We start from the raw sequence: 23,040 nt of genomic DNA on the forward strand, positions 1-23,040 counted from the left end.
GTCGGGAACTCGCCCCTCAGAGGGAACGGGGATCTTCGACGCGCAGGCGACTGATCGATACCACGGCACGCTTGTGCAAGGAACGGCAGGGGGCGCAACTGAGCGTCGCGGAGATCGCGGAAGCTGCAGGAGTGTTCCCGAACCAGATCACCTACCACTTCGGGTCCAAGGACTCGCTCCTCGTTCATGCTGCGTTTCTCGCGATGCTCCACGACACCCGCCGCATCGAACGGATCGGACGCAACGCTGCCGACGCGGCCGCATTCCGGCGGAACATCGCGCGGACGGTTCTGGCTCTGCCCTCTCTCCCTCTCGTGGCGGGAGCGCTCGCGATCGGAATCACCAGGGCCGACCTCGCGCCCGTGATCGACCAGCACCTCCATCTGCTCTTCCGCCAATCCGAGCGCTACCTCAGCGAGCTCGTCGAGGTTCGAGGCTGGAGAGTGGACAGACCCGTCCATCAAGAGGTGAGGACGTTCTGGAGCACGGCTCTCGGGGGCGCCCTCCTCGCGCACGCAGGAGCGCACGGTACGGCCACGGACCTCGACCTGGCCGGCACACTGACCGTCGTCGACGGGAGGGACGCGATCGGCGACGAGTCCTCGTCGCGAGCGGAGGAAAGCACGGTCGCCGACTGAGAGCGGCTCGATGAGTGCCGCATTGCCCGTCGGCTCACGCCCTCTCATCCTCGATCGGCTGCAAGCGGCGGGCGCCCTGCCCGTCCTGCCCCAGGACGTCGCCGGGGTTCATGACCAGGCACACGCTGAGTGAGACGCAGCCGCAGCCGATGCACTGGCTCATCTCGCTCTGCAGTCGTTCGAGTTCACGCTGGCGGGCGGTCAGCTTGGCGCGCCAGTGCTCGTTCAGCCGGTTCCAATCGCGGAGCGAGGGCATTCGATCGGTGGGAAGCGCCTGGAATTGCTCCGCCACCTCGCTGAGTGGGATACCGAGGCGCTTGGCCACTTGGATGATCGCGATACGCCGCTCCACGTGGCGGGGATACAGACGGGTGCCTCCCTCCGTCCGCTGGGTGTGGATGAGGCCCTTCCGCTCGTAGAAGTGGAGGGCGGACGCCGCGACCCCGGTGCGGCGGACCACCTCGCCGATGGTCAGGAGGTCTGTGGGACTCGGTCGCTTGATCTCAACCATGGTTGAGATTTTACGGTGGAGCCATGACCACAGAAACACTGCAACCCTCGACCTGGCGTGCTCTCCTCCGGGGAGCCAATGGACGGATCGCCCTCGTGCTGAGCGGTGGCGTCGCCGCGTACGCCGTGACCACCTACATCACGGGCGCTGTGCTTCCGGCGCTCGCCTCCCAGCTGAACGGCGACCGCCTCTACGCCTGGGTGAACACCGCGTTCCTGGCCGCGTCCGTCATCGGGTCCGCAAGCGCGAGCCCCGTGATCGGACGGCTGGGACTCCGCGCCTCGTATCTCCTCGCGTTCGGTCTGTTCGCCGCAGGCTCGGCGGTCATCGCCGCTTCCTGGACGATGGAGATCGTCGTCGCCGGGCGTGCCGTGCAGGGAATCGGCGGCGGGCTGCTCACCGCCCTCGCGTACGTGGCGATCAGCGCTCTGCTGCCCGAGAGCCTGTGGGGCCGCGCGACCGGCCTCGTCACGGCGATGTGGGCGATCGGCGGCATCGCCGGGCCGGCGCTCGGCGGCATGTTCGGCGCACCGGGACTCTGGCGAGCGCCGTTCGTCGTCCTGGCGGCCTGCGCACTGGCGCTGGCGGTCGCCGCACGCTTCTCGGTGGCGCCGGCCGAGAACGGTTCGCCCGACGACCCACGGGCCCACGGATCCGTGGCCATCCCGTCCCTCGTCATGGTCCTTCTCGCGGTGTCCGGTCTCAGCGTCGCCGCGCTGTTCGACGGTCCGACGCGGCTGGCCTGGTCCGCGGGCGGTGTGCTCCTGCTCGTGCTCTTCCTCGTCGTGGACAGTCGAGCGAGGTCGAGCATGCTCCCGAAGGCGACCTATGCGCGGGGGTCACGACTGCGGTGGGTCTACCTGTTGGTCGCGGTCCTGGCCGGGTCGGTGATGATCGAAGCGTTCATCCCGTTGTTCGGGCAGCGGCTGGGCCTGTCGCCGTTCGGGGCCGGGTACCTCGGCGCTGTGCCGTCGATCGGCTGGACGGTGGCCCAATTCGCGAGCGTCTCGGTGACCGCGACGCGGACGCGGGCACTCCTGCGCGTCCTCGGCCCCGTCGTGACCCTCGCCGGCTTCGTCACCATCGCGGCGACCGGCGGCCTGGGCGGCCCGTGGATGCTGTGGTGGCTCCCCGCGCTGGCGGCCATCGGCGGCGGTGTGGGGCTGGCGTTCCCGCACCTGGCCGTTGCGGCCATGGCGATGGGACGCGGCGACGCCGATTCGGCACAGACCTCCGCCGGGATCAGCGTCGTGCAGCTCCTCAGCAACACCGTCTTCACCGCCTTCTGCGGCCTCCTGCTCACCACGCACATCGGCGGACTCACCGACGCGCAAGGGATGGCCGGCGGTCTCGCAATCCTGGTAGCGATCGGTGTGGTCGTCGGCCTCGGCGGCCTCCCACGGGCGCGTTAGCAGGATCCGGGCCACCTGAGCCAGACGGACGCGGAGGACTTTGGTCCCGGAGGTGGAGACGTCCGCTTGCCATCCTTCACCATGTGGGTCGCGCCGACGCGGCTGGTGAATGGCTGCGTGATGCAGCTGCAGGACGAGACCGCGGACGTCGCGGGGCGAGGTGGTGCACGTGGGAGATGGGTCGGGTCGCCAGGCTCACGTCGGCGTGATCGCCGAGGTCGTGGACGCTCCACGGGAGGGCCGGCCTCGGGAATGGGAGGGCGCGTCCGAGTGGGAGGTGCGTATGAGCTACGCCGAGACGTGGGTGAACGTGGGATTCACTGATCCGCGAGAGGTGGCCGCCTGGATCGCGGAAGGCGTGCACCACGCCGGGATCGCGGCGGACGCCTATCGTGCGGGCTTTCGCCCGGACGACCCGTGGGTGGAACGCTCCCCTGCGGGGATCGTCCCCCTTCGGCAGGAGCCCCTCACGCCACCGAACTGGTTGGCCGTGCGTGCGAACCGTGCGCGGGCTCGCCGGGAGTGGCGAGCTCAGGAGGCCAAGCGACGACGTGCCGAGAAGCTGTTCAATGCGCAGATGAGCCAGCTCGCCTGGTTGACGCGTTCGCTGGACTTCGACTCCGGTTTCGGAGCCGTCAGTCTCGAACTGATCGGCAGCTCCGATGTTCCCGTGATCGAGGCCGATGTCATCCGCGGGTACGACGAGTATGCGGACGCGCTCATGCTGCTGCGCGAGCGGCTGGCGCGCGTGCCGGAGCTCTCCGAGGGTGATCTCGCGCGCGTTCGGAGCGGGCTTTCGCGCTGGCAGGGGGTGGGTGAGGTCATCGCCCGTCACGTCCACGTGTGCAGCCGACCTATCCGGCACACGATCGAGGCGCAGCTCGCCGCCGATCAGGAGTGGCTCGAGCAGGCCCGACAGCTCCGCTGGTGACGAAGGCGCCCCAGGGAAAGAAGGGCGTGAGCGCTGGCTTTCGATCCCTGGCGGCCTCAGGGGGAGGGCCACTCGACGATGTGCTTCGCGGCGTCGGCTGCTTCTTGTCGGGAGTGGACGCCGAGTTTGCGGTACAGAGAGCGCACGCCGGCCTTGAGGGTGTTGGGGCTGATGAAGAGTTCGGAGGCGATGTTCTGCATCGGCATTCCCGTGGAGATCAGTGCCAAGATCTCGCGTTCGCGGGCGCTGAGGTCGGGGCGGTCCGCGACCGCGAGAGCATGACCGCCCCCTTGCGGGGGTGTACCCGAGATTTCGGCGAGCGTTGAAACAGTGCGCGGAGAGATGACGGAGTACACGGAGAGCAGTTGCTCGCGCGTGATGATGGCGTCCGCGTGCCGGTACGCGGACGCGGCCATCCCCCGATGACCGAGTGCCAGGTGGGATGCGGCGGACAGCAGCAGGGCGGAGGCTTGGAGCCGGGGAGCGGACGCCTGTGGGATGGCCTCATCGGATTGCGCTAGAGCGTCCGGGTAGCGGCCTTCGCGCGATGCCTGGGCGGCCATCAGAATGCGATCGAAAGCAGTAGGAGGATCGGCCGGGGCGTGGTCGATGCGCATCCGCGGCCGGATTCTGGCCAGTTGCGCCTGGGCTGCTCGAACGTAGCGGCTGTTCGCGCCGGCGTCGTGGAGGACTTCGGGGTGCCGTTCCAACTCGGTGTCGAGTTGCGTTTGAGCGAAGCCGCCGACGTCGCGTGTCTCGAGGAGGGCGGAAAGCCAGACCGCTGCCGCCCATTGCTCGCCGAGGGGAAGACCGAGCGCGCGCGAGAGCTGCCTGTCGGCGTCCTTGTTCCCGCGGTCGTAACCGAGCAGTGCTGTGGCGAGGAAGTAGATGACGTCGTAGCGGCCGCTCGTGGCCGGTTCGGCCGTCGCCCTCGCAAGCCACATCTCGGCGTATCGGAGCCGCCCGCGTTCGGCGTGGTACCAGGCGACATGGCTTGCTGCGCGTCGGGCGATCACGGGCTGATCGGTCAGGCGGCCGAGGTTGAAGGCCGCCTCGTATTCGGCGATCGCGCCGACGGCGTCCGCGGCGTCCAGGGAACGTCCCCATTGGAAGTGCAGGTGAGGGAGGTCACTGGCGATCGATGCCCGATCTGCGGGTGTCATGGATCTCAGTGCGTCCCTGGCTCGGTTCGCGGCATTGCGGGCGTCTTCCAGCCGCCCGTTGGTGCGCGCGCCCGCGGTTTCGCCGGTCAAGAAGACCAACGTGTCGAGGTTCGCCTTGCCGTCCACGGCGCCGGTGCTGAACCGCCCGTCGTTGAAGAACGCGGCCGGGTCGCCGCCGAGAACCACCTGATGCAGGTAATTCGCCGCGACGACATAGCTGGGTTGCTCGACGAAAGCCTCCCCGGGCAGAGCCTTCAGCGCTTCGAGCAACTGCTGCGGGGCGCACTCAGCGAAGGCGTCCCAATGCTGTCCGATGATCCGGGTCGCGTGCCGCCACCCCGCACGCGCCACCGCCCGTGACACCACGACGGGAAGCAAGCCCGGGTTACGTCGGGGATCGATGCGCTGCTGGTCGTCGACGGCGCCGTTCTTGCTTGCGGTCATGGTGCACTCACACAAGTAGATTGCCAGCACTTTCGAAGCCACGTCCGCACCGAACTCCTGTGACGGTTGGTGCATACGAGCTGCAGGCGTGATCGAGCGCTGACAGCCGCGACCCGGGCACCACACAAGCGAGAAGATGCCCCCTGTTCGAGGGGCGTCGGGGGTTAAGTTCCGGGGGGTCGGGGGTCGTTCTCTCGAATCCGCGGGACACCGGCGTGTCGTTGCCAGTTTGCTGGGAGCACCAATCGCGGCTTGGGACTCAGCTGTGACTGCACCAGTAACCGATCCGCAACCTTAGCTCGAAGGCGCGTCCCACGTGAGCGCCGCGAGTTGATCCAGGAGGAACCATGCGAACCGCTAACGCGGCCCATTCAGATGTCGACAGGCCCGTCCGCTGACCATCGCGTGCACTTGCGGCAATTGTGAGCGGTCTGCTCGTTCTTCTGGGACTTAGCGTGACGACGAGCATCGCGGCTCCTGAGCCGGCGGCAGCGGCGGGACCCGTCGGGTGCGGGTACGGTACGGGTGGACCGAACGCGGACACGATCTGTTGGCTGGACCTGTCGGCATTCAATCGTGCTCAAACCGACAGCGCGGCGGGCCAAGACTTCTCGCTCAGCCTTCCGGGGGGTTACACGGTCTCCTACAACCTCATCACGCGTGTGACGAGCGGCACAGCGACGGTGACCGCCGATGCGGTCCCGACGTGGGCTCCTTCGGTCATCGGCAACCAGGCGTACGCGGGAACCCCGGGTAAACCCGCGATCCATATATTCGGTGCAGGAGTCGTCACCACGACACTGCGGAGTATCACCGTGAAAGACCCGACGGGCGTAGCGGTGAAGGGTTATGGACTCGTCTCGGCCGACGCCGAGGCCACCGGGTCGGATGAGCGGATCACATGGACCTCCGATACGACGGTCACCAAGCTCGCGGACATCCACCCCGCACCTGGGCCCGGGCCCGAGAACGGCTGTCAGATGAACCCCGGCGGATTCGGGACGGGGACGGCAACCTGTACCGGCCTGCTCCCGACGGCGGACTCGCGCTGGGGATCGCTGGTTGTGCAGTCCGTCGGCGCGACCACGTTCTCGGCGACGATGACTGCCGCCGGTGGTGGCGAAGCGGTCGCGCTCGGTTTCATGACGTCGAAGTTGACGCTGTCCAAGACGGTGGCCGGCAGAGTCCATCCGTCCGATAGATTCGATACCTTCATCACGTCCCCGGAACAATCGACCCTCGGCCAGGCCACGACGGGCACGTCGAACAGCTCGACCACCGGTGCGGTCACGATCCTCCCGGTCACCGGCAGTTACACCCTGAGCGAAGCGGCCGGGAACGAAACGACGTCACTGGGCAGCTACACGCAATCGTGGACATGCACCAACGCGAACAGCGGCAGTGCCACGGTTTTGCCGTCAGGATCGGGCACGAGCAAGACGGTTGTGCCCGCAGTCGGTGATGACATTTCGTGCACGATCACGAATACTCCTCCACCGCCGGTGTGGACCTGCTCGGCCTTCGGTTACCTGTTCCAGAGCCCGAGCGATGGGGTTCACCAGATCTACCAGGTGGACCTCGTCTCCGGTGCCGCCACTCAGATCGGCACCACGCCCGACACGGTCAACGGGATCGGTTACAACACCCTCGACAACTACATGTACGGATGGGACATCACCACCCAGACGCTGGTCCGGATCGCCTCGGACGGGACACTGACCAACCTGGGGCAGCCGGCAGGCGCCAGCGCACCCAGTGGGTACCAGGTCGGTGATTTCGACAACGCGGGACATTTGTTCCTGCAGTATGGAGGAACAGGGGATGGGCAGTGGGTTGAGATCGACCTGGCACCCGGCTCGGCCAACTATGGCAAGGTGATCGCGTCGGGGACGCCGACGCGACCGGCGGGTATCGCGAACCTTCCGTCGGACTGGACGTACGTCAACGGTGGCTTCTACGGACTGGCGGACACGACCGCGGGGACCGGCGGTGCGCACCTTCTCCGTTTCGACGCGACGACGCATGCCTACACCGACCTCGGTCCGATCGCGAACACGTCGGCGTCGGCCACCTATGGTGCTGCTTACGCGGATGCCGCCGGCAACCTGTACTTCAGCGACAACGGGTCCGGGACGATCTATCGGGTGAAGCCGACAACGCTCGAGTCCATCGTGGTTTCGGCCGGTCCGAGCTCTGTCGGTAACGACGGCGCCCGTTGCGCCACTGCTCCAATCCCTACCATCACGGTCACCAAGACGGTGAACGGTCGTGTGCAGCCGGCCGACCAGTTCACCGTTGGGCTGAATAACGGTGGCGGCCCGGCTCTCACCTCGGCGACGACGACCGGTACGAACACGACGGCGTCGACCACGAACTGGCCGGTCTCGCAGAACGCGACCTACACGATCACCGATGTGATGGCCCCTGGATCGCCTGATGCGCTCACGTCGTACAGCCCCACGGTGGTATGTACCGACAGTGCGGGGAACAAGCTGACGACTGGCGGATCGACCGCGGCTTGGACGTTCACGGTCCCTGGAGCCGACGCGTACATCTGCAATGTCACGAACACGCCGAACACGCCGTCGTTCACGGTGTCGAAGTCGGCGTCGTCGACGTCGGTCGCCGCAGGTGGGGTCCTCACCTACACGGTGACGGTGACCAACACGGGAACGGTCCCGTTTACAGCGGCTAACCCGGCCTCGTTCACCGACAGCCTGGTCGGGGTGACGGATGACGCCGCCTACAACGGCGACGCCAGCAACGGCGCCACCGTGACCGGCAACACACTGTCGTGGTCGGGGCCGCTCGCGGTCGGTGCGACGCAGACGATCACCTACTCGGTGACGGTCCGCACCCCAGATAACGGCAACCACATCCTGACCAACCAGGTCACCCCCGGCACCAACGGCACCTGTGTCACGGCGGGAGACTGCACCACCAACACGCCGGTGCGCTCGTTCCATGTGACCAAGACGGCTGACCGCAACCAGGTCGTGCCTGGTGACACGATCACCTACACGGTGACCGTGGTCAACGATGGGCAGGTGGACTACACCGCCGGTACGCCGGCGTCCTGGTCGGATGACCTCACCGCCGTGCTGGATGACGCCACCTACAACGGGGACGTGACCGGTGGCGCGACGTACGCCGCGCCGACGCTGTCATGGTCGGGGCCTCTGGCGATCGGTGCGACGGCGACGTTCACCTACTCGGTGACGGTGAACACGCCGGACACCGGTGACCAGAAGCTGACCAACTCCGTGGTGACTCCGGTGGAGGGCGGCTGTCCTGCCGGGTCGACCGATCCGGCCTGTACGGTGACGATCCCGTCCGGCTCCTACACCGTCGCGAAGTCGGCCAGCACCACGCTGGCGAAGCCGGGTGACACGGTCACCTACACCGTCACGGTGACCAACACCGGCAACATCGACTACACGCCGGCCGCGCCGGCCGCCTTCACCGACGATCTGTCGAGCGTTCTCGATGACGCCACGTACAACGGCGACGCCAGCAATGGCGCCACCGTCACCGGAACGCACCTCACCTGGTCCGGGCCCCTCCCGATCGGACAGTCGATCACCATCACCTATTCGGTGACGGTCAACAGCCCCGACACCGGCGACAAGGTCGTGAAGAACACCGTGCGCCCGACCGAGCCGGGTGGCGCATGCGCCACGGCCGGAGGCTGCACGACGACGACCCAGGTGCAGTCGTTCACGGTCGCGAAGGCATCCAGCCCGTCCGGTGCGGTGCACGAGGGCGATGTCGTGACCTACACGGTGACGGTGACGAACACGGGAACCGGCGCCTTCACCGCGGCCGACCCGGCGTCCTTCACCGACGACCTGACCAAGGTCCTGGACGACGCCAGCTACAACGGCGACGCCGGCAATGGCGCGGTCGTGAACGGCAACACGCTGTCCTGGTCCGGAGCTCTCGCGGTCGGTGCAACGCAGACGATCACGTACTCGGTGACGGTGAACAAGCCCGACACAGGGAACAAGGTGCTGACCAACGCGGTCGTCCCGGGTGATGGCGGTGACTGCGCCACGGCCGGTAGCTGCACCACCACGAACGACGTCCAGTCGTTCACGGTCTCCAAGACCTCCAGCCCGACCGGCGCCGTCAAGCCGGGCGATGTCATCACCTACACCGTCACGGTGAAGAACACGGGCACCGCTACGTACACGGCCGGCGCGCCGGCGTCGTTCACCGACGACCTGAGCAAGGTGCTGGATGACGCGACGTACAACAACGACGCGAACAACGGCGCCGCCTACGCGGCACCCACCCTGTCGTGGTCGGGCCCGCTCGCTGTGGGTGCGACGACGACGGTGACCTACTCGGTCACGGTCGGCGCGCCGGCCTCCGGTGACGGTTCCCTGACCAACGCGGTCACCACTCCGCCGAACACTGGCGGTGGTTGTGACCCGGAGGGCAGCTGCAGCGTGACCAACCCGGTTCAGGCGTTCACCGCGCTGAAGACCTCCAGTTCCACGCAGGCGGTCCCGGGCGACGTGGTCACGTACACGATCACGGTCGCCAATGTCGGCCAGGTCGCCTACACGGCGGTCAACCCGGCCGCGGTCAGCGACAACCTGACCGGGGTGCTGGATGACGCGACCTACAACGGGGATGCCAGCAACGGCGCCACGTACACGGCACCGACCTTGGCCTGGGCTCTCGCGATCCCGGTCGGCGGATCGGTCACCCTCACCTACTCGGTGACGGTGAACACGCCGGACACCGGTGACCATAGCCTGAAGAACACGGTCATCCTGCCTCCGGACGGCGGCTGCGCTATCCCGGGCGGGTGCGAGACGACCACTCCGGTGAAGTCGTTCAGCACGGCCAAGTCCGCGGACACGAACGCCGTCATCCCTGGCGGGAAGGTCACGTACACGATCACGGTCACCAACACCGGCCAGGTCGACTACACGGCGGCGAATCCCGCGGTGTGGACGGACGACCTCACCCAGGTGCTCGACGACGCCACCTACAACGGTGATGCCACCGGCGGCGCGACGTACGCCGCGCCGACGCTCTCCTGGTCCGGGCCGCTGGCCATCGGCGCCTCGCTCACGTTCACCTACAGCGTGACCGTGAACAACCCCGACGCCGGCGACAAGAAGCTGCACAACGCGGTCGTCACCCCGCCGGGCATCGGCGGGGACTGCGAGGCCGGCTCGACGAACCCGTCGTGCACGGTCGATGTGCCCTCCGGCTCGTACACCGTCGCGAAGACGGCCGACAAGGCTGACGTCGCCCCCGGTGACACGGTCACCTACACCGTCACGGTCAAGAACACCGGTGACGTGAGCTACACCGCTGCGAAGCCGGCGTCCTTCACCGACGACCTGTCCTCGGTGCTGGATGATGCGACGTACAACGGCGACGCCACCAACGGGGCGACGTTCAGCAACCCGAACCTGAAATGGTCCGGTCCGCTTGCGGTCGGCGCCACCATCACCGTCACGTACTCGGTGACGGTGAACACCCCGGATGCCGGCGACAAGGCGGTCATCAACACGGTCCGCCCGACCGGCGGCGGCGGCAGCTGCGACCCCGCTGCGGCCTGCTCGACCACCACCAATGTGCAGTCCTTCACCGTGTCGAAGGCTTCCAGTGCCACCAGCGCGAAGCCCGGCGATGTGATCACCTACACGATCACCGTCACGAACACCGGAAAGGCGGCCTTCACGGCAGCCAAGCCGGCGGCCTTTACGGACGACCTGTCCCACGTTCTCGACGACGCCGCCTACAACGGTGACGCCAGCAACGGCGGCAGCTACACCGCGCCGAAGCTCGCCTGGGCGCTCGCGCTCCCGGTCGGGCAGACGGTGACGGTGACCTACTCGATCACCGTCACGAACCCGGACACGGGTGACCACGAGCTGAAGAACGTCGTCGTCCCGGGAAATGGGGGAGAATGCGACCCCGCCGCCTCGTGCACGACGAACGACCCAGTCGAGGGCTTCACTGTGAGGAAGACCGTCGACCAGGCCAACGCCCAGCCCGGCGCGACCGTGCGCTACACCATCACGGTGTCGAACACGGGCAAGGTCGACTACACGGCGACGCACCCGGCTTCCTTCACCGACGACCTGTCGGAGGTGCTCGATGACGCCGTCTACAACGGCGACGCCTCCGGGGGCGCGACGTACGTGAAGCCGGTGCTGTCCTGGTCCGGCCCGCTCCCCGTCGGCGCGACGACCACGATCACATACTCGGTGAAGGTGAACGCTCCGGACACCGGCGACAAGAAGCTGGTCAACGCGGTCGTCACCTCTGATGGCGGCAACTGCGTGGCGGGTGCCGGTGGTGCGGGATGCTCCGTGACGACCACGGTCGCCGACCCGCCGGCCGCGGTCCTCGCCCACACCGGATCGACGTTCGCACTCCCGGCAGCCATCATCGGCGCACTGCTGGCCCTTGGCGGAGTTGCACTGGCGTTCTTCGGCCGGCGTCGGCGCACCGTAACAGGTAAGCACTAGCCGCTACGCATTCCGGGTGGGCCCCTCGGGCGGGGTCCACCCGGAATCCTCACGAAGTGCCAGTCGTTCGCCCGCACTCAAAGGAAATTCGATGCGCACCCTCCTTCGCACGCTGCTCACCATCGGAGTCGTTGCCGCAGTCCTCGCCGCCGCCATGACCACCGCACCGTCCGTGCGCGCGGACGAGCCGGCCGCCCAGCTCTCTATCACGCTCACCAACAGCGAAAGGACGGTCAAAGCCGGCGATGCGGTCACCTACACCGGGCACGTGAAGAACCTCGGGGGAACTGAAGCCGCCGTCACGATCGTCCTCGAATCTCCCGGCTACGTCGATCTCGGCACCGCGGCCGGTGCGAAGGTCGAGAAGCACATGGCGAGCTGGACACCCTCCATCGCTCCCGGAGCAGACCACACATTCACTATCCCGGCCACGATCGGCAAGATCCCCGCGACCGAGCGGCGCGTCACGACCCTCGCCAGCGTGTACGCAGGCGAGGACAAGACCCCGATCGTTCGCACAGCCGCCGCCAGCTTCATCGACGGCGTGAAAGACGTCCCAGACAACAGAGCGGTCAGCGCGCAGTCGGAGAGGAACACCCTCGTTGCGCTTCCCTGGGTCATCGGAGGCGCCGTCGTGCTCCTGGCCATTGTCGCGGCGGTCGTCCTGCTGCTCATTCTCCGTGGACGTCGGAAACACCGTCGACGCGGCACGCCTCTGGGGTACGAGTGAGTACGGGCGGACGCCTGCAGGAGTGCAGAGCGTCTCAGCGAACTGCTGCCGGCTGCCGCGAGGCCACCCGTCGCCACCTGCTGGGGGGCGCTGCGGAGCTCGGCGCCCCGAGCACCGCGAGAGCTGGAGCGCTCGGAGTGGGTGCCGAATCCGGCAACCGTGCCTGTGCATCGCCGGCGACTTTCACCGTGGGCCGTTCCGTCGCCGCATGACAGAGAACAGCCCCGGGGGACACGACCGGATGCCGTTGTACCGGCCATCGTCGGCGACCGACAAGGAAACCACGATCCGCCCCCAACGTCCGCCCGCCGCTGAACCGCCCACCGGTGCTTCCGATTCGGGCGGGCCGGTCCACTCAGAGAGAGCTGTCAGGGGCGCCCAGCAGTGACGAACAGCGATGGATTCGAGAATCATGGCGCGCACCTGCGATATCGGGCGAACCCAAACCCATCGGCAATGGCGGGACAGGCATCCCCGGACAAGACGGGGCAGCTCTGTGCGCACGCACGAAGCCCGCAGATGAGCACCCCGAACCAGACCCCCCGAGAGTCGCGCCGATCACCTGCTGAACGGCGCATCCAGGCAGCGGCCGGTGCTTCTGCTCTCAGGCGACCGTCCAGGCGGCGAAGCGCAGGTGCGGCACTCCTGATGATGATCGCTATCGCGCTCGCGGGTGCGGCCATCGTGGCACTCGTCACAGTGATCGCGGGCGTGGCTCTCGACTCTTGGGCCGGGGAGCTCCTCGGGGGCCGATAAGGGGCACCCAGCTGAGACGGGCGTGCGCGCACCGGGGCGACGGGTCAGGCGCTGGTGCGAGGAGGCGTTGACGCAGCGGCGCAGAGGGCGGCCTACGGGCCCTGGCGTGTGAACCGGCGCCCGAGCACGACGTGCAGTACGGCACCGCACGTGAGCGCGAGAATGGTGAGCACCCAGCCGGCGAAGAGGAGCAGCCCGATCCGATCGGTCCGCTGCTCGAACGGAGCGAGTGCCTGTGCCGCGGCGATGATGGTGCGATCGTGCCGGACGGTGGTCAGAGCGAAGCGCAGACCCGGCTCGGGCTCCCAGGTGAGGTGGTCCGAACCGGTGGTCACGGTGTCCTGGAGGACACCGGGCGGGATCGTGACCCGTGCGCCGGCAGTGCTCCGGGGCTGTCGCCTCGTGCGACGGAGACGAGCTGAGAGACGAGTGCGCGCGGAGCGTCGTCGGCCGAGGAGCGCTTCTCCTGCTGCCAGCGAATGATTCGCGGCGAGAACTCCGCGAACATCGCGCCGGCCCCTCCGAAACCTGACGGAAACCGGCCGCGCCTATCCTGGCCGCATGGCAGGCCCAGACGTGTCCGGCGCAGGGGAGTGGAATCGCTTCGCCGAGGGCTCCGTGGAGCGGCTGATGCTGTCCGCGCTCAGCGAGCGGCTCGGGACGGCGCTCCGCCCGCGCGTGCTGCTGCTCGCCGACGGCGTCCGGGTCGAGGTCGAGGGTATGGATGCGGCGGGCGCAATCGTGGCCCAGCTCGTCGCGAACCAGGGTTCCTACAAGCCGTCGTACCGCAACAAGGTGATGGCCGACATGTTCAAGCTGCTGTGGCTGCGCACGGCGGCGCCGCAGGTCGAGCGGGCGGTGCTGGTGGTGAGCACGGTCACGGTCCGCGCCCTCAACGGGTGGGTCGCCGTCGCGGCGGCCGACCTCGGCGTGGAGGTCTACGTGTTCGACGGCGCCGGCGTCGTTCCGCTCGGTGCGGAGAGTTAACACGCGCGCAATCTTCCGCGGCGGTCTCGGAAACATTGCCTGGATACCGTGAGGTCATATCAAGCGGACTCCGCGTGGCAGACATCGAACTCGCTACGCACGCTCTCCGCCATCTGGGAACGGGCCTATGGGTCCGTACACGGCATGGAGGGTGTGAATGGTGACGCCAGCGGTACAGCTGACCTCGGTCGGCAAGGTCTACGGGTACGGTCCCTCGGCGATGATCGCGTTGAACGACGTCGACCTCACGATCGAGCCCGGCCGGTTCGTCAGCCTGATCGGCCCGAGCGGATGCGGCAAGTCGACGCTCCTCCGGATCGTCGCCGGTCTCGAATCGGCCGGCCGCGGTGAGGTGCGCGTCCACGATGTGACGCCGAGCGAAGCGGGCGCGGCGAAGCTGATCGGGCTGGTCCCGCAGACGCCGGCGCTGCTGCCGTGGCTGTCGGTGCTGAAGAACGTGACGCTGCCGCAGAAGATCAACCCGGGGGCGGCGCGGCGACGCCAGCGCATCGGCGACCTGGCGGAGCGCGGCGGCCGGAAGCCCGCCCCGGACATGCTCGAGCTCCTCGATCGCGCCGGGCTCGCGGACGCGGCGCACAAGCTGCCCGCCCAGCTCTCCGGCGGCATGCAGCAGCGCGCGGCGATCGTCAGGGCGTTCGGCCTGCAACCGGATGTGCTGCTCATGGACGAGCCGTTCTCCGCACTCGACGAGTTCACGCGGGAGAGCCTCCAGGACCAGCTGCTCGACCTGTGGGACGAGCTGAAGACGACGGTGCTGTTCGTGACGCACTCGGTGTCCGAGGCCGTGCGCATGTCCGACACCGTCGTCGTGATGGCGCCGCGACCGGGCCGGATCGTCGATGTGATCGACATCGACCTCCCGCGGCCCCGGAACCAGCGGCTGTTCGAGGAGCGCCGCTTCCACGAGTACGAAGACCTGATCAGGGATCGCCTGCACTCCGCATGGCGATCGACGGACGCGGCTTAGGGGGCACACGATGAGCGTCGCAACAGAACGGGCAACCGTGTCCCACTCGCTTCCGGACGGCGTCACCGCCGAGCCGTCGCGGTTCAGCCTCAGGCATCCCAAGTCCCGGATGGCGTGGATACGTCCAGCGGTCTGGCTTCCTCTGGTCGTCATGCTCGCGCTCCTCGCCGGACTCTGGCAGTGGGGCGCCGCATCGATGCCGTACCTGCTCCCTCCGCTGCAGGCGATCGGCGAATCGCTGGCCGGCAACCTCGGCTACTACCTCGGCAACGCCCTCATCACCCTGGGCGAGGCGACGGCGGGGCTCGCGATCGGCTTCGTCGCCGCCTTCCTGGTCGCCGTGCTCATCAGCGAGCTGCCGGTGGCGCGGAGGGCGATCATGCCGATCGCGGTTGTGCTCAACGTCACGCCGCTCGTCGCGATCGCGCCGGCGCTCGTCGTCGCCTTCGGCTTCGGTCCGCTGCCGAAGCTGATCATCACCGCGCTGATCTGCTTCTTCCCCATCCTCATCAACACGGCCGTCGGCCTCCGGTCCGTGCCGCAGCAGGTGATGCAGGTCTACAAGACGATGGACGCGTCCCGGCTGGAGATGCTCGTCCACCTGCGGATCCCCAACGCGCTGCCGTATCTCTTCGCGGCCCTGCGGATCGTCTTCCCGCTCTCGATCATCGGCGCCGTCGTCGCCGAGCTCTCCGCCTCCGGCTCGACCGGCGGCCTCGGCACGATGATCAGCGTCGCGTCGTCGATGAACCAGCTCGCCGTCGTCTACGCGGCGATCTTCGTCCTCGCGGTGATGGGCGTCCTCCTGCTCGCCCTCATCACCCTGGTCGAGCGCCGCGTCCTGCACTGGCACGAGAGCTCGACCGACTGACCGGGGCCCTCCCCGCCCTCGACCGCCCCACCCCTGTCGTCGACCGGCGACCGGGCCCACCCCTGCCATCGCGCACCCCTGCACCACCCCATCCGTAGAAGGAGTGACCCATGCAGCACCGTCTCATCAAGACCGGTCTCGCGTCCCTCACCGCCGTCATCCTGACGATCGGTGTCGCCGCGTGCAGCTCCGGCTCCCCCGCAGACTCGTCGTCGTCCGGATCCGCCATCTCCGCCAAGCGCTGCGAGGAGAACAAGGCGGCCGGGCCGATCACGTACCTCTCCGGCTACCAGTTCCAGTCGTCCGCCTCGATCCTGGAGTACGTCGCCGCCAGCAAGCTCGGCTACTTCTCCGACCTGTGCCTGACGGTGCAGCTGAAGCCGGGAAGCGGCGACACCGCGCAGAACACGAAGCTGCTCGCCAGCGGCCAGGCGACGGTCTCCGCCATCGCGCAGCAGGACCTCATCCAGGCGCGCGCCAACGGCATCGACATCGAGGGCATCTCGTCGTACTCGAACGCGGGCCTCGACATCCTGATGACGAACCCGGGCATCACCGACCTCACCCAGCTCGACGGACAGGTCGTCGGTCACAAGGGCTACGTCCCCGCCTCCGTGGAGGCGATGATGGTGAAGGCCGGCGTCGACTGGAATTCGCTGAAGCTGGTCAAGGAGGGCTACGACCCCTCGGTGCTGCCGCGCAAGCAGGACGGCCTCGCCGCCCTCACCGGATTCATCTCCAACGAGCCCAACCAGCTCAAGGCGGCCGGCGACAAGGTCACGGTCTGGCAGCCGGTGAAGTACGGCATCCCCAGCTCGCTCGGCGCGATGGCGGTCAACCCGGCCTTCGCGAAGGCCCACCCGACCGCGGTGCAGGACATCCTCCGCGCGGCCCTTCACGCCTACGACTACTGCAGCGCCAGCGAAGCGAACACCGAGAAGTGCGTCGGCTTCGCGGCGGACCTCTCCGGCGGGGCCACGTACGACAAGAAGCTCAACGCGACGATCTGGAAGACCGAGACCCAGGTGGTGGCCGACAACCCCACCCACGGCCAGCCGCTCGGCGGGATGGACCCGGCCAACGTGACGAAGCTCGTCGACATGCTGCACCAGTTCCAGATCGTCCCGGACACGGTGACGGGCGACCAGGCCGCGAAGTGGTTCGACAACTCCTACATCACGGCCATCTACTCGGGCGACACGCTCATCTGGCCCGCCCCGTAAGCACCGACCGAACGCCAGCGAAAGGCCCTCAATGCCCGCGAAAGACTATGGGATCTTCCTCCCGATCGGAAACGGCGGCTGGATGCTCTCCACCACCGCACCGCACCCCGAAGCCAAGTACGCCTGGAACAAGCGCGCGGCCCTGCACGCCGAGGACATCGGCCTCGACTTCATCATGTCGATGGCGAAGTGGCGCGGGTTCGGCGGCACGACCGATCACTGGGGCCGGTCGCTGGAGTCGATGACCATGATGTCGGCGCTCGCGGAGGCGACGGACCGGGTCAAGATCTGGGCCACCATGCATGCCAACGTGCACAACCCGGCGGTCGCCGCGAAGATGTACGCCACGCTGCAGGACGTGTCCGGGGGCCGCGCGGGCATGAACATCGTGAACGGCGCATACGCGGGGGAGTTCGAGCAGTTCGGGATCTGGGACCCGACGCTCAGCCACGCCGACCGCTACACGATGACCGAGCTCTGGACCGAGGCCGTGACCCGGCTGTGGACCGAGGACTCCGTAACCATGCACACCCCGTACTTCGACCTGGTCGACTGCGAGTCGCGTCCGCATCCGTCCTCCCGGCCGACGATCATCAGCGCGGGCAAGTCGGAGGCCGCGCGCGCCTTCCAGGCACGGTTCGCCGACGGGGCCTTCCTCGCCGGCGACAGCCTGGAGGAGATGAAGGAGCTCTCGGCGGATGTGCACGCCAGGGCCGCGGCGAACGGCCGGACCTGCAAGACCTACTCCATGCTCACCGTCGTCCAGGACGAGACCGACGCGCTCGCCGAGGCCAAGGTGAAGGAGTGGGGCGCCGGCGTCGACCGGGAGGCGCTGGCGAACATGCGCGCATCGTGGGGAGTCCCGGAGGACCAGGCGCGCGCCTGGGCATCGGGCGCCGTGGGGGAGGCGGCCTTCCAGACCGCGTACGTGGCCGGATCGGCGCAGACCGTCACCGAGCACATCCAGTACATCGTCGGCGAGGCGGACCTCGACGGTCTGATGCTGATCTTCCCCGAGTACGACCAGGACATGGTCCTGTTCGGCGAGACGGTCCTCCCCGCGCTGCGGGCCCACGACGCGGGCGGCGACCGGTGAGCGCCCTCCGCGAAGCGCAGCTCGCGCAGCTGACCCGGCCCGGGAGCGCACCCGCCCTCGTCGTCGTCGATGTCCAGCGCGACTTCGGCGACCCGGCCGCCCTCGGCGCCTACGGCCTGACCGAGGAGGTGGTCGCCGAGCTCGACGCAACGGTGACCCGCATCGGCGGTTTGGTCGACGCCGCCCGGGAGCTGGGCGTCCCGGTGGTCTGGGTGGAGCTCGGCAGCGATCCGTCCCGCCCGTGGCGCTCGAGCAACTGGCTGCGCGAGGGCGACTACGACGCCCCCATGGGCGAGTCGGAGCCGTGCATCGTCGGCTCGGCCGGCGCGGAGTGGTACCGGATGCACCCCGCCGCCGACGAGCTGCGGGTCGTCAAGCGCGGCTACAGCGGCTTCCTCGGGACCGACCTCGACCAGCGGTTGCGAGCCGCCGGCTACGACTGGCTCACGATCGTCGGCCTCACCAGCGAGTGCTGCGTCGACGCGACCGCGCAGGACGCGATGCAGCTGGACTGGCCGGTCGTGGTCCCCCGCGACGCGACCGCCGCATACGACCTCGCGGTGAACGAGGCGGCGCTCGTCCAGCTGGAGCTCAACGTCGCCGTCCTGTCCGACACCGACGAGGTCGTCGGCCTCTGGAAGCAGGTGACCGCGTGAGCGGCATGCACATCGCGTACGACCTGTCCTTCACGCACACCGAGGGCCGCTGGGCTCAGCCGGGTTCGTGGGTCGGGCGGCAGTTCCCCGACGTCCGCATGTACCTCGAGGTGGCCAGGACCGCCGAGCGGGCGGGCGTGGACATGCTGTTCTTCGGCGACGGCTCCGGCATCCCGAGCACCTGGCGGGGGAGCATCGACCCGGCGGTGGAGTGGGGCATCCAGTGGCCGCGCCAGGACATGTCGCCGGTCATCGCCGCGATGTCGACGGTGACGGAGAGCATCGGATTCGGGCTCACCTACTCCTCGACGTTCATGCACCCCTTCTACGTCGCCCGGCTGCTCAACTCGCTCGACCACGTGACCGGCGGCCGGATCGCGTTCAATGTCGTGGCCTCCAGCCGCGGGGCGGACGCCGCGAACTACGGCTACGCCGAGCTGATCGACCACGACCTGCGCTACGAGCGGATGGAGGAGTTCATCGGCGTCTGCCGGGCCCTGTGGGACTCGGTGGCCCCGGACGCGATCGTGCGCGACCCGGCGACCGGCCGGTTCGCCGACCCGTCGAAGGTGCACCCGATCGACCACGACGGCCGGTTCTTCACCGTCAAGGGCCCGCTCGCCTCCGTGCCGAGCCCGCAGGTGCATCCCGTCATCGTGCAGGCCGGAAACTCGCCGCGCGGCATCGCCGGCTCCGCGGCGTTCGCCGACCTCGTCTTCGGGTTCGGCGGAAGCCTCGCCGGTCAGCAGCGGCACCGCCGCATGCTCGACGAGGCGCTCACCGCGGAGGGGCGGGATCCCGAGCACGTCGGCATCCTGTGGGCGACGCAGGCGATCGTCGGCCGCACCGCGGCGGAGGCGTCGGCACGGCGGGATGCGGTGCTCGGCTTCTGGACGGACGAGGCCGTCGGCACGATGCTCTCGCACAACGCCGGCTACGACTTCTCCACGCTGCCCGCGTCGTTCCGGCTGGGCGAGCTCCGGGACGAGATCGTCGCGGCCCAGGCCAGCCCGGCCGGTTTCGTCGGGTCGCTCGTCGCCGAGTTCGGCGAGGACTACACGATCGGCAGGCAGGAGTTCTTCGAGCACGGTTTCGAGGCGGCCACCGGCCTCGACCACACCGTCGTCGGCGACGCCGCCACGGTGGCCGACGCCCTCGAGGAGAACTTCGCACAGACCGGGTCGCGCGGCGGATACATGCTCTCGAGCCCGCTGTCGATGCCGTCCGGGCTCGCCGACCTGAGCGAGCTGCTCGTCCCCGAGCTCCGGCGGCGGGGAGCCCTGGCCCCTCGTTACCCCGGCTCGACGCTCCGCGAGAACCTGGCGGTCTGAGATGCCTGGCGCTGTGCGGCGATCGACGCGGGACTGGCTCGCCCTGGCCAGCCTCTGCCTCGGCTTCTTCATGCTGCTGCTGGACAGCACCATCACCTCCGTCGCGCTCCCTGCGCTGATCGCGGGTCTCGGCACCACCGCGACCCTGGCGATCTGGGTCAACAGCGGCTACCTGATCGCGTACGCGGTTCCTCTGCTGATCGCGGGGCGGCTCGGCGACCGGTTCGGCCGCCGGCGGATCTACCTGGTCGGACTCGCCGCGTTCACGATCGGATCGGTCCTCTGCGCCCTGTCGCAGGACATCGGTTCGCTGATCGGCTGGCGCGTCGCCCAGGGTGTCGGCGCCGCGCTGATGACGCCCCAGTGCCTCACGATCATCCGGACGCTGTTCGCTCCGCCGCGGCTAGCCGTCGCGCTCGGGATCTGGGGCGCGGTCGGGGGCGCCGCCACCGTCGCCGGGCCCATCCTCGGCGGCCTGCTGGTGGGGGCGGCGGGGTGGCCGTCGATCTTCGCCGTAAACCTTCCGATCGGCGTTGTCACCGCGGTGGCCGTGCTCGTGTGGGTGCCGGCGTCGGAGCGGCAGCCCGCGCGCATCCCGCTCTGGGCGATGGCGGCGAACGCGCTCGGTGTCGCCGCGCTGGTCGTGGGGATCCAGGGCACCGACGCGGCGTCCGGCTCCGTCTCCGGCGTCCCCCGCTGGCTGCTGGTGGCGCTGGGGGCCGCACTCGTCACGGGTGTGGTGGTCCTCCAGCGCCGCTCGGGCGACCGCGCGCTGCTGCCGGTGTCGCTGTTCCGCAGCCACGGCTTCGTCACCGCGTCCTGGGGCGCCACCGCGGCGGCCTTCTGCGTCGGCTCCGCGCCCATCCCTCTGATGCTGGCCCTGCAGGAGGACCGCGGGCTGGATGTGGTGACCGCGTCGATCATCCTGGTCCCGATGGGCCTCGTCTGCCTGCTCGCGGCGCCCGTCTCGGCCCGGCTGAACAACACCGTCGGGCTGCGCGTCGTCGCGGTGATCGGCGGTGCGGCGCTCGTGCTCTCCATCGGAGGAACGGCCGTGCTCGTCTGGCTGGAAGCGCCGCTGTGGGCGATCGCCGGGGTGTTCGCCCTGTTCGGGATCGCGAACTCGTTCCTGTGGTCGCCGTTCTCCATCGCGACGGTGAGCTCGGTCGAGCGGTCGTCGATCGGCGCCGCCTCCGGCGCATTCAACTCCATGAAGCAGCTCGGCGCCGTGCTCGGCAGCGCCGCGACCGCGGTCGTCCTGGCGTGGACGGGCAACGCCGTCGCGCTGGCCGTGCTCGCGCTCGTCGGTGTGCTGAGCATCGTCGCTGCCTCCCTCCTGCGCGTCACGCCGGGAGGCGTCGAGGGCGAGGGGGAGAGCCGTGGCGTTCTGGTCGGCACCGTCGTGGGCGGCGCGGGCGCCGGGCTCGCCCTCGGATTCCCGACGGCGAACCTCGACCTGGAGGAGCCCGGCCGCACGCCGGCCGACGGTGTCTACGTCGGCGGCTTCCGCGCCGAATCGTGGAGCGAGCCGCTGCCGGCGCTGATCTCGGTGGGGACGAACGATACCTTCCCGGGGCGAGCGCACACCGTCGAGGTGCACGTCCTCGACTTCGCCGGCGACCTGTACGGCAGCCGGGCCGAGGTCACGGCCGACCGGCTCCTCCGGGCGCAGCGGGCGTTCGCGAGCCGCGACGACCTGGTCGAGGCCATGCGGGAGGACGAGCGGGAGGCGCGCTCCCTGCTCACCGCCGCCCGGCATCCACACGAAAGGAAGGTCCCGTGATGTTCACAGCCGCCGTCATCGTCGGAAACCCCAAGCCGCAGTCGCGCACCCGGGACGCCGCCGAGCGCCTGGCCTCCGCTCTCGGCGCCACCTCAACGACGATCGAGGTGTCCGAGCTCGGCGCCGGTCTCCTGGGCTTCGGCGACCCGCTCGTCGCGGACGCCGTCGCCCGGGTGCAGGATGCCGACCTGGTCATCGCCGCGTCCCCCACCTTCAAGGGCACCTATTCGGGTCTGCTCAAGCTCTTCCTCGACCAGTTCGCAACCGCCACGGGCCTGGCCGGCCGCGTCGCCGTCCCGCTGATGCTGGGCGCGGGCCCGGCGCATGCGCTCGCCCCCGAGCTCAGCCTCAAGCCCGTGCTGGTCGAGCTCGGCGCGATCTGCCCGGCCCAGGGGCTCTACCAGCTGGACAAGCGCTACGCCGAGGAGGGCGCACTCGACACCTGGCTCGGCGCCTGGGCTCCTGCGATCCACGCGTCTCTCCGGGAGGACGGTTCACGATGACGCTGACCTACGACTTCACCTCCGACCCGGAGGAGATGCGCGCAGCCTTCGCCGGCTTCCCCTCCGGCGTCGCCGCGCTCGCCGCGATGATCGGGGAGGAGCCGGTCGTGATGATCGCATCCTCCTTCTCGGTGGGCGTCTCCTACGATCCGCCGATGGTCTCCTTCGCGGCGCGGCGCAGCTCGACGACCTGGCCGGACCTGGCGGCCGCGCCGACGATCGGGGTGTCCATCCTGGGCGAGGACCACGCGGGCAAGACCAGACAGCTGGCCTCCCGCGACAAGCAGAACCGCCTCCGCGGCGTCCGCAAGGCCGAACTCCCGTCCGGCGCCGTCTTCCTCGAAGGTTCGCCCACCTGGCTGGAGTGCGTCGTCGAACACTGCTACCCGGCGGGCGACCACGACATCATCGTGCTGCGCGTGCTCTCGATGATGAGCGACGAGCTGCCCGCCCCGATCGTGTGGCACCAGCGGAAGGTGAAGGTGCTGTCGGAGCGCGATCAGCCGTAGAGCACTCCGGG

At 68.8% G+C, this 23,040-nt stretch carries 18 protein-coding genes; 15 read left to right on the forward strand and 3 right to left on the reverse strand.

What is annotated here, in order from left to right; translation table 11 throughout:
- Positions 1-53 precede the first annotated feature (53 nt).
- Complete coding sequence (locus BJ963_RS16225; protein ID WP_425484731.1) at positions 54-638, forward strand: TetR/AcrR family transcriptional regulator C-terminal domain-containing protein; 585 nt, start codon at positions 54-56, stop codon at positions 636-638.
- Positions 639-672: 34 nt separating this feature from the next.
- On the opposite strand, the gene soxR is transcribed toward BJ963_RS16225, so the two are convergent.
- Positions 673-1,149, reverse strand: a complete 477-nt coding sequence (soxR, locus tag BJ963_RS16230) for a redox-sensitive transcriptional activator SoxR (RefSeq protein WP_179457538.1) — start codon at positions 1,147-1,149, stop codon at positions 673-675.
- Between the two features lie 23 nt (positions 1,150-1,172).
- Here soxR and BJ963_RS16235 point away from each other — a divergent pair, with 23 nt between their 5' ends.
- Complete coding sequence (locus BJ963_RS16235; protein ID WP_179457539.1) at positions 1,173-2,561, forward strand: MFS transporter; 1,389 nt, start codon at positions 1,173-1,175, stop codon at positions 2,559-2,561.
- A gap of 283 nt (positions 2,562-2,844) precedes the next feature.
- Positions 2,845-3,492 carry a hypothetical protein gene (locus BJ963_RS16240; protein ID WP_179457540.1) on the forward strand — a complete coding sequence of 216 codons (648 nt, stop codon included), beginning with the start codon at positions 2,845-2,847 and terminating at the stop codon, positions 3,490-3,492.
- A 56-nt stretch (positions 3,493-3,548) separates the two neighbouring features.
- On the opposite strand, the gene BJ963_RS16245 is transcribed toward BJ963_RS16240, so the two are convergent.
- Positions 3,549-5,099 carry a helix-turn-helix transcriptional regulator gene (locus BJ963_RS16245; protein WP_179457541.1) on the reverse strand — a complete coding sequence of 517 codons (1,551 nt, stop codon included), beginning with the start codon at positions 5,097-5,099 and terminating at the stop codon, positions 3,549-3,551.
- Positions 5,100-5,761: 662 nt separating this feature from the next.
- Here BJ963_RS16245 and BJ963_RS16250 point away from each other — a divergent pair.
- Together BJ963_RS16250 and BJ963_RS16255 are read left to right on the forward strand one after the other, a co-directional pair.
- Positions 5,762-11,596: a DUF7927 domain-containing protein gene (locus BJ963_RS16250; RefSeq protein ID WP_179457542.1), complete on the forward strand. Its 5,835-nt coding sequence runs from the start codon at positions 5,762-5,764 to the stop codon at positions 11,594-11,596.
- Between the two features lie 91 nt (positions 11,597-11,687).
- Complete coding sequence (locus BJ963_RS16255; protein WP_179457543.1) at positions 11,688-12,326, forward strand: DUF11 domain-containing protein; 639 nt, start codon at positions 11,688-11,690, stop codon at positions 12,324-12,326.
- Positions 12,327-13,174: 848 nt separating this feature from the next.
- Here the strand turns inward: BJ963_RS16255 and BJ963_RS16260 are convergent.
- A complete protein-coding gene (locus BJ963_RS16260) occupies positions 13,175-13,417 on the reverse strand; it encodes a hypothetical protein (RefSeq protein WP_179457544.1) in 243 nt (80 codons plus the stop codon).
- Between the two features lie 226 nt (positions 13,418-13,643).
- On the opposite strand from BJ963_RS16260, the gene BJ963_RS16265 reads away from it, so the two are divergent.
- The 10 genes from BJ963_RS16265 (at position 13,644) to BJ963_RS16310 (ending at position 23,029) form a co-directional block, all read left to right on the forward strand.
- Positions 13,644-14,069, forward strand: a complete 426-nt coding sequence (locus BJ963_RS16265) for a hypothetical protein (RefSeq protein ID WP_179457545.1) — start codon at positions 13,644-13,646, stop codon at positions 14,067-14,069.
- 157 nt (positions 14,070-14,226) lie between these two features.
- The gene (locus BJ963_RS16270; RefSeq protein WP_089915224.1) at positions 14,227-15,057 is read left to right on the forward strand and encodes an ABC transporter ATP-binding protein; all 831 of its coding nucleotides are present in this window, start codon (positions 14,227-14,229) and stop codon (positions 15,055-15,057) included.
- A 10-nt stretch (positions 15,058-15,067) separates the two neighbouring features.
- Positions 15,068-15,928, forward strand: a complete 861-nt coding sequence (locus BJ963_RS16275; protein WP_179457546.1) for an ABC transporter permease — start codon at positions 15,068-15,070, stop codon at positions 15,926-15,928.
- Between the two features lie 110 nt (positions 15,929-16,038).
- Complete coding sequence (locus tag BJ963_RS16280; RefSeq protein ID WP_179457547.1) at positions 16,039-17,151, forward strand: ABC transporter substrate-binding protein; 1,113 nt, start codon at positions 16,039-16,041, stop codon at positions 17,149-17,151.
- 31 nt (positions 17,152-17,182) lie between these two features.
- Positions 17,183-18,247 carry an LLM class flavin-dependent oxidoreductase gene (locus tag BJ963_RS16285; RefSeq protein ID WP_179457548.1) on the forward strand — a complete coding sequence of 355 codons (1,065 nt, stop codon included), beginning with the start codon at positions 17,183-17,185 and terminating at the stop codon, positions 18,245-18,247.
- Positions 18,244-18,903, forward strand: coding sequence for an isochorismatase family protein (locus tag BJ963_RS16290; RefSeq protein WP_179457549.1), 660 nt, complete (start codon positions 18,244-18,246; stop codon positions 18,901-18,903). The genes BJ963_RS16285 and BJ963_RS16290 overlap by 4 nt, the downstream gene beginning before the upstream one ends.
- A gap of 5 nt (positions 18,904-18,908) precedes the next feature.
- On the forward strand, positions 18,909-20,234 hold the full coding sequence (locus BJ963_RS16295; protein WP_218857683.1) for an NtaA/DmoA family FMN-dependent monooxygenase: 1,326 nt from the start codon (positions 18,909-18,911) through the stop codon (positions 20,232-20,234).
- A 13-nt stretch (positions 20,235-20,247) separates the two neighbouring features.
- The gene (locus tag BJ963_RS16300; protein WP_179457551.1) at positions 20,248-22,017 is read left to right on the forward strand and encodes an MFS transporter; all 1,770 of its coding nucleotides are present in this window, start codon (positions 20,248-20,250) and stop codon (positions 22,015-22,017) included.
- Entirely contained in the window at positions 22,017-22,520 is a 504-nt protein-coding gene (locus tag BJ963_RS16305) for an NADPH-dependent FMN reductase (protein WP_179458188.1), read from the forward strand. The genes BJ963_RS16300 and BJ963_RS16305 overlap by 1 nt, the downstream gene beginning before the upstream one ends.
- Complete coding sequence (locus tag BJ963_RS16310; RefSeq protein WP_246298088.1) at positions 22,517-23,029, forward strand: flavin reductase family protein; 513 nt, start codon at positions 22,517-22,519, stop codon at positions 23,027-23,029. Before BJ963_RS16305 ends, BJ963_RS16310 begins: the two co-directional genes overlap by 4 nt.
- Positions 23,030-23,040 lie beyond the last annotated feature (11 nt).

It is taken from the genome of Leifsonia soli, from assembly GCF_013408745.1.
Taxonomy (GTDB): Bacteria; Actinomycetota; Actinomycetes; order Actinomycetales; family Microbacteriaceae; genus Leifsonia; species Leifsonia soli.